The sequence below is a fragment of the Nocardia asiatica NBRC 100129 genome (genome assembly GCF_000308415.1).
Taxonomy (GTDB): domain Bacteria; phylum Actinomycetota; class Actinomycetes; order Mycobacteriales; family Mycobacteriaceae; genus Nocardia; species Nocardia asiatica.
Genome location: NZ_BAFS01000459.1, coordinates 25,031 through 31,654 on the forward strand (window position 1 = coordinate 25,031; position 6,624 = coordinate 31,654).

7 protein-coding genes are annotated in these 6,624 nt (G+C 67.8%); all 7 read left to right on the forward strand.

Going from position 1 to position 6,624, the window contains the following annotated elements:
* Positions 1-39 precede the first annotated feature (39 nt).
* Positions 40-1,428, forward strand: coding sequence for an FAD-dependent oxidoreductase (locus ON27_RS35280; protein ID WP_051047360.1), 1,389 nt, complete (start codon positions 40-42; stop codon positions 1,426-1,428).
* A 14-nt stretch (positions 1,429-1,442) separates the two neighbouring features.
* On the forward strand, positions 1,443-2,672 hold the full coding sequence (locus ON27_RS35285) for an MFS transporter (RefSeq protein WP_174377918.1): 1,230 nt from the start codon (positions 1,443-1,445) through the stop codon (positions 2,670-2,672).
* On the forward strand, positions 2,669-3,505 hold the full coding sequence (locus tag ON27_RS35290; RefSeq protein ID WP_051047357.1) for an alpha/beta fold hydrolase: 837 nt from the start codon (positions 2,669-2,671) through the stop codon (positions 3,503-3,505). The genes ON27_RS35285 and ON27_RS35290 overlap by 4 nt, the downstream gene beginning before the upstream one ends.
* 47 nt (positions 3,506-3,552) lie before the next feature.
* The gene (locus ON27_RS35295) at positions 3,553-4,632 is read left to right on the forward strand and encodes a flavin-containing monooxygenase (protein ID WP_043737624.1); all 1,080 of its coding nucleotides are present in this window, start codon (positions 3,553-3,555) and stop codon (positions 4,630-4,632) included.
* Positions 4,633-4,757: 125 nt separating this feature from the next.
* Entirely contained in the window at positions 4,758-5,213 is a 456-nt protein-coding gene (locus ON27_RS44080; protein ID WP_051047358.1) for a VOC family protein, read from the forward strand.
* A gap of 118 nt (positions 5,214-5,331) precedes the next feature.
* Positions 5,332-5,556, forward strand: a complete 225-nt coding sequence (locus tag ON27_RS46040; protein WP_169334570.1) for an excalibur calcium-binding domain-containing protein — start codon at positions 5,332-5,334, stop codon at positions 5,554-5,556.
* A 251-nt stretch (positions 5,557-5,807) separates the two neighbouring features.
* Positions 5,808-6,624 (forward strand): TerD family protein (locus ON27_RS35305; RefSeq protein WP_169334571.1); only part of this gene is annotated, 817 nt, incomplete at its 3' end.

Here is a 6,624-nt window from a genome sequence, read left to right on the forward strand (position 1 = left end):
CAAGTAAATCGATGACCGTCGATGAAAGGATTCCTCATGGTGAACGAACTCCCCGTCGTGGTGGTGGGAGCCGGGCCGATCGGTCTGGCCGCTGCTGCTGAACTGCGTGAACGAGGGCTGAACCCGCTGGTGTTCGAACGCGGTGCCACCGCTGGTGCGGCCGTGGGCGAGTGGAATCATGTGCGGCTGTTTTCCCGGTGGGCCGAACTCATCGCCCCGGCCGCGCGCCGCCTGCTCGAGCCCAGCGGCTGGAGCGCCCCGGCCGAGAACACCTACCCGACCGGTCAGGAATGGGTGAGCGATTACCTGATGCCGCTGGCGAAGACCCTCGGGGAGGACGTGGTCGTCCTCGACACCGAGGTCGTGGGCGTGGCCCGCCGCGGCCGCGACCGGGTCGTGAACGCCGGACGCGACAGCGAACCGTTGTCGGTGCACCTGCGCTACGGCGACGGCAGCGAAGACCGGGTGCTGGCGCGAGCGGTGATCGACGCCTCCGGCACCTGGGGCGCGCCCAACCCGCTCGGCGGCGAAGGGCTGCCCGCGCTCGGTGAAACCGCTGCCGCGGCGGTGATCGACTACCGGGTGCCCGACCTCGACGACGACACCGTCCGCGCCCGCTATGCAGGCAAGCACACCGTGATCGCCGGGAGTGGGCATTCGGCGTTGACCGCGATCATCGCCCTGGCCGAAGTCGCGAGCAACGAGCCGGGCACGCGGTTGACATGGGTGCTGCGCCGCGGGGAGGTCGGGTCCACTTTCGGTGGCGGCGAGGCCGATCAGCTACCCGCCCGCGGCGCGCTCGGGCAGCGCGCCAAACACGCCGTCGACGCCGGTCTGCTCACCGTGGTGACCGGATTCCGCACCGCCGCAATCGAACCCACCGGCAACGGCGGGCACACGCTGGTGTCGGATGCCGGTCGCCGGATCGAGGACGTGGATCGGGTGGTCGTGTTGACCGGGTTCCGCCCGCAGCTGTCGTGGCTGTCGGAGATCCGCCTCGGCCTGGACCCGGTGCTCCAAGCGCCGGTCGAGTTGGCGCCGTTGATCGACCCGAACGTGCATTCCTGCGGCACCGTCTACCCGCACGGGGTGCGCGAGTTGTCGCATCCGGAACCCGGTGTGTTCCTGGCCGGGATGAAAAGCTACGGCCGCGCCCCGACGTTCCTGGCGATGACCGGCTACGAACAGGTCCGCTCCATCGCCGCCGCCCTGGCCGGTGACCACGAGGCCGCCGAACGCGTCGAACTCGCTCTGCCCGACACCGGTGTCTGCGGCGGCTCCGGAGTCTTCGACGCCCCGGCCGAAGAACCCACCGAATCCACAGCTGGTGGAGGCTGCGGTGGTGGCGCACCGACCGGGCCGGATGTGTTGTCGTCGGGGCCGGTGGCGTTGCAGGAACTGCCGTTGACCGCCGTGCCCGCCCGCTGAGGCGGCCCGTTGTGATGGAGGCTGTTTCTGCGCCATCGCGGCCAGTGGCCACCGGGTCCGGGTTGCGACGAGTGCTGGTGGTGCTGTGCCTCACCGAGATCACAAGCTGGGGAATCCTGTTCTACGCGTTCCCTGTGCTGCTCGGGCGCATCACCACCGACACCGGCTGGTCGGCGACCGCGCTGACCGCCGCGTTCTCCGCCGGGCAACTCGTCGCCGCCGTCACCGGCATCCCCGTGGGCCGCTGGCTCGACCGCCACGGACCCCGCGGGATCATGACCACCGGATCACTGCTGTCCATACCCGCCTTGATCCTGGTGGCGACCGCAACCACCTTGGTGTGGTTCGTCGCGGGCTGGCTGCTGGCAGGGATCGCGATGGGGGCGGTGCTGTATCCCCCGGCCTTCGCCGCCCTCACCCGCTGGTACGGCCCGAACCGGATCCGTGCGCTGACAGTGCTGACCTTGGCCGCGGGTTTGGCCTCCACCGTGTTCGCCCCGTTGACCGCGGCCCTGGTCGCGCACATGGATTGGCGGGCAACATATCTGGTTCTGACGGTGATTCTTGCGGTCGTGACTGTGCCGGGGCACTGGTTCGGGCTGCGGCTGCCGTGGCCGCCGCGCCCGCCCGCCGAACCCGAACACGCCCATCTCACCCACCCCGGACCGGTGGCGCGCAGCCGCGCGTTCCTGGTGCTGGCGATCTCGTTGAGCGTCAGCGGGTTCGCCTCCTTCGCCGTGGTGGTCACCCTGGTGCCGTTGCTGACCGAACGCGGTCTCGACACCACTGTCGCCGCGATCGCGCTCGGATTGGGCGGCGCCGGGCAGGTCGCCAGCCGCCTGGGCTACGCGACCCTCGCCGCCCGCACCAGCGTCCGCACCCGCACCGTCGCAATTCTGCTCGCCATCGCCGCCACTACCGCCCTGCTCGGGGTGTTCACCACCGCCGCCGCGCTGATCGCGGCCGCGATCGCCGCCGGTATGGCACGCGGCGTGTTCACGCTGCTGCAAGCCACCGCAGTCACCGACCGCTGGGGCAGCGCCCACTACGGCCAGCTCACCGGCCTGCTGTCCGCGCCCCTGACCATCACCATGGCCCTGGCCCCCTTCGGCGCCACCGCCCTGGCCGCCGCGGTCGGTGGGTACGCCACCGCGTTCCTCATCCTCGGCGCCCTCGCCGCCGCTGCCGCGCTACTGGCCGCCGCGAGCATCCCCACCACGCCTGCGAAAGAACCTCACCGATGACCAGCACTCTGCAGCCCGCGCCGCCACCTGGCCGGTCACCGTCCCCGCGGACCCTGGTACGCGGCGGTCGAGTGAAATCCTCGGACGGAACCACAATCACCTACCTCGCCCGCGGTAAGGGCCCCGTCGTGCTCGGTGTGCACGGTGGGCTCGGCAGCGCGATCAGCCTGCTGCCGCTGGCCGAGCACCTCGCGGCCGATTTCGAGGTCGTCTTGATCAACCTGCGCGGGCACGGCACCAGCGGATGGGGCAACTCACCCCCGCGCATCACCCACATGATCGACGACATCCGAGCCGTCACCGCCGCCGTCGGACCGGTCACCACCCTGTTCGGCTACTCCTACGGCGCGGTCATCGCCCTCGAAACCGCCCTCGCCGCACCTGAACACTTCAGCCGACTCGCCCTCTACGAACCACCCCTACCGATCACCTACCCGATCCCGGACATCACCCACCTCGAAAACCGCATCAGTGGAGGCAATTACGAACAACTCCTGTTGGACATCACCCCCGCTGCCGGTGGGTTCTCCGCCGCCGAACTCGCCGCCCTGCGCAGCGACCCGCTGTGGATGTCGAAAGTCGCGCACGCCCCCACCCTCATCCCCACTATGCAGATCCTCGCGAGCCTGCCGCACGCCGTGGACCAGTACGCCGCGCTCACCCTGCCCACCCGGCTGATCGTCGGAACCACCAGCGCCCCATACATCCTCGACGCCGCCGACCACCTCGCGTCCGCGATACCCGGCACTACTCGCGAAACGCTGCACGGGCAAGGACACCACGTCGACCACCACCTCCTCGCCACCTCCCTAGCCGCCTTCACCCACTCCTGACACACCCGCACCCACCGCCGAAACCCACAACTGAAAGAACGAAACTCATGAGCGACGCCATCGTCATCGGCGCCGGCCAATCCGGCCTGGCCGCCACCTACCACCTGCGCCGCCGTGGCCTGACGGTCACCCTGATCGAAGCCGGCAGCGAACCCGTCGGCTCCTGGCCGCACTACTACGACAGCCTGACCCTGTTCTCACCCGCCCGATACAGCTCCCTACCCGGCATGCCCTTCCCCGGCGACCCCGACCACTACCCCCACCGCGACGAAGTCGTCGACTACCTCCGCCGCTACGCCAGCAGCCTCGATGCCGACATCCACCTCGAGCACCGGGTGGACACCGTTACCCACGACGGACGCACCTACACCGCCCGCACCAACACCGGCGCCGCGTTCGGCGCACCCCGGCTGATCGCGGCCACCGGCGGGTTCGCCTCCCCGAACATCCCGTCCCTGCCCGGCCAGGAAAGCTTCACCGGAAAACTTCTGCACGCCAGCCGATACCGTTCCCCACACGACTACACCGGACAGAACGTGATCGTCATCGGCGCAGGCAACACCGCCGTGCAAATCGCCGCCGAACTCGCCCAACACGCCACCGTCACCCTCGCCAGCCGACACCCGGTCAAGTTCGTCCCACAGCGACCCCTAGGGCGAGACCTGCACTTCTGGTTCCGGGTCACCGGATTCGACACCCTCCCACTCGGCAGATTCGTCACCCACCCACCAACCCAACCCGTCCTCGACAGCGGCCGCTACCGCACCGCCCTCGCCACCGACAACCCCACCACCCGACCCATGTTCACCCGCCTCGACCGCACCACCGCCATCTGGCCCGACGGCACACGCCAGCCCGCAGACACCGTCATCCTCGCCACCGGCTACCGACCGCACCTGCCCTACCTGAAAGATCTCGGCGCACTCACCGACAACCACACCCCCCGCCACCGGCAGGGACTCTCCCTCACCCACCCCGGCCTGGGCTACCTCGGCCTGGAATGGCAACGCACCCCCTCCTCCAACTCTCTACGCGGAGTAGGCCGCGACGCCCAACACCTCATCACCAGAATCACCAGCCGTAAGCTGACGACATCGGCACACATCGATGCCCATCCCAGGTCATGAACCAGCCGAAGTCACGGCGCCAGTCCGACCATGTGCACGCAACAAGCGATCCGGGGCTCACGTAACGGCATGAGCGTGCGCTACTCCGTCCGCAACCTGGCCGTGGTCGCGCTACGCTTCGGGTCGTGAGCCATCGAAGTCGACTGTGCCACATTGTCATCGACGTATCGGATCTCGACCGAGCGGTCATATTCTGGGGGCGCGCCCTCGACGCGACTGAGGAACCCCTGAACCCCAGCAGCCGCCGTGTCTACCGGCGTCTGCGCCTACCCGATTCCGAGGTACGGATCTTGCTGCAAGCGACCCCCGATGAGAAGGTGTCGAAGGAGCGGACACACATCGACATCGAGACCGACGACGTGGAAGCCGAGGTACGTCGACTCGAGGCGCTCGGCGCAGCCAGGTGGGATCACCAACAGGAACGCGGCTACGACTTCTCGGTCATGCGAGATCCTTGGGACAACGAGTTCTGCGTACTGCAAACCGAATTCCCTCACCTGTTGGCCAGGCGCCCGTCCTGGGATTGGCAGTTACTACTGCGTCCGGTCAGCGCGGAATGCGGCAAGAACGATCCCACGTAGGAATGCCCGCGCACGAAAAATAGGCGACATCCACTTCTGTCTCTGCAAGTACGCTCGACCACGTCAGCTGCCACCACGGCGGACAAAAACGCCAACTGCAGCCCGGTCACTCCGCGGCATGCTCTTCGAGGTCGTCGGTCAGGTTGGGACTGCCCCGGCTACAGTTGCGGTACCCACGCCTCCTGCGGTGGCCGTGCCAGCGCCGCCACGCCCAGTAGCTCCGAGCATCTTCTACCCCAACTGCGCGGCAGCCAGAGCTGCTGGCGCTGCGCCGCTGCGGCGTGGGGAACCCGGCTACAGACCAGATCTGGACCGCGACAAAGACGGCATCGCCTGCGATTAACACAATCTCACGCCGCCCATCCGATAGCCGACGGACTGGTCGTGGTTGAGTCCGTGCCTCCGGGTCCCATACCGTGATCTGTGGTCACAGATCACGATCGGTCGACCGCCAGTGCCGACCCGGCGCGGGGCCTTCTTCATCGACGGTGCCGAGTCGGTCGGCGAAACCGATCCGTCGCTTGTCGTGGCGTCCTCTTGGTGCTGTCGCCATTCCGGGACAATGTAATTCGCGAGTTAGTAAGGTTCCACATCGTGACGTCTCCGATGCTCTCGCGCGGACAGAACCTCACCCTGCCCGCAGCCGCACGCCGTGTCGACGTGATCATCGGCTGGGCCGACTCCACCGCCGAGGTGGACGCCTCCGCACTGCTACTCGGAGCCGACCAGAAGGTCAGATCCGATGACGATTTCGTCTTCTACAACCAGCCACGGTCGACCGATGGCTCCGTGCGGTTCCACGGCACCGATGCGAGATCAGGCAACCAGGCGCGGATCGACATCGAGTTGCCCACGGTACCCGAAGACGTGCACACCATTGCGCTCGTCGGCAGCATGGATTCCGGCAGTTTCGGCGCACTCGGCAAGCTGTCGTTGACCATCCTCGACGACACAGGCACGCCACTGGCTCGGTTCGTCACCTCCGAGGCCACCACCGAGTCCGCGTTCCTGTTCGGCGAGATCTACCGCCGCGCGGGCGCGTGGAAAGTCCGTGCTGTCGGGCAGGGCTGGGACTCCGGATTGGCAGGTCTGGCTACAGACTTCGGTGTGTCGGTCGACGACGATGCCGACTCGGAAGCTGTACCGAAGGAAACGCCGCAGTCGCATCCCGAGCACCCTGTCGGCTCGGCTTATCGACTGTGGGGACAGAACCGGAGCTGGCAAAGCTACGAGTTGACGATCGAAAAGGAGTTCCTGCCGACGCTCCGCAGCCTGTATCCGCCGGAGCTTACCGACCACGACGGTCACCTCTCCCCTGAGGTTCAGCTGGTCCCCGAACCGGACAGCCCCCGGGGATCGTGGGCGGTGTCCGTTCGGACCGGCGGCCGGACCATCGGATACCTTCAGGACG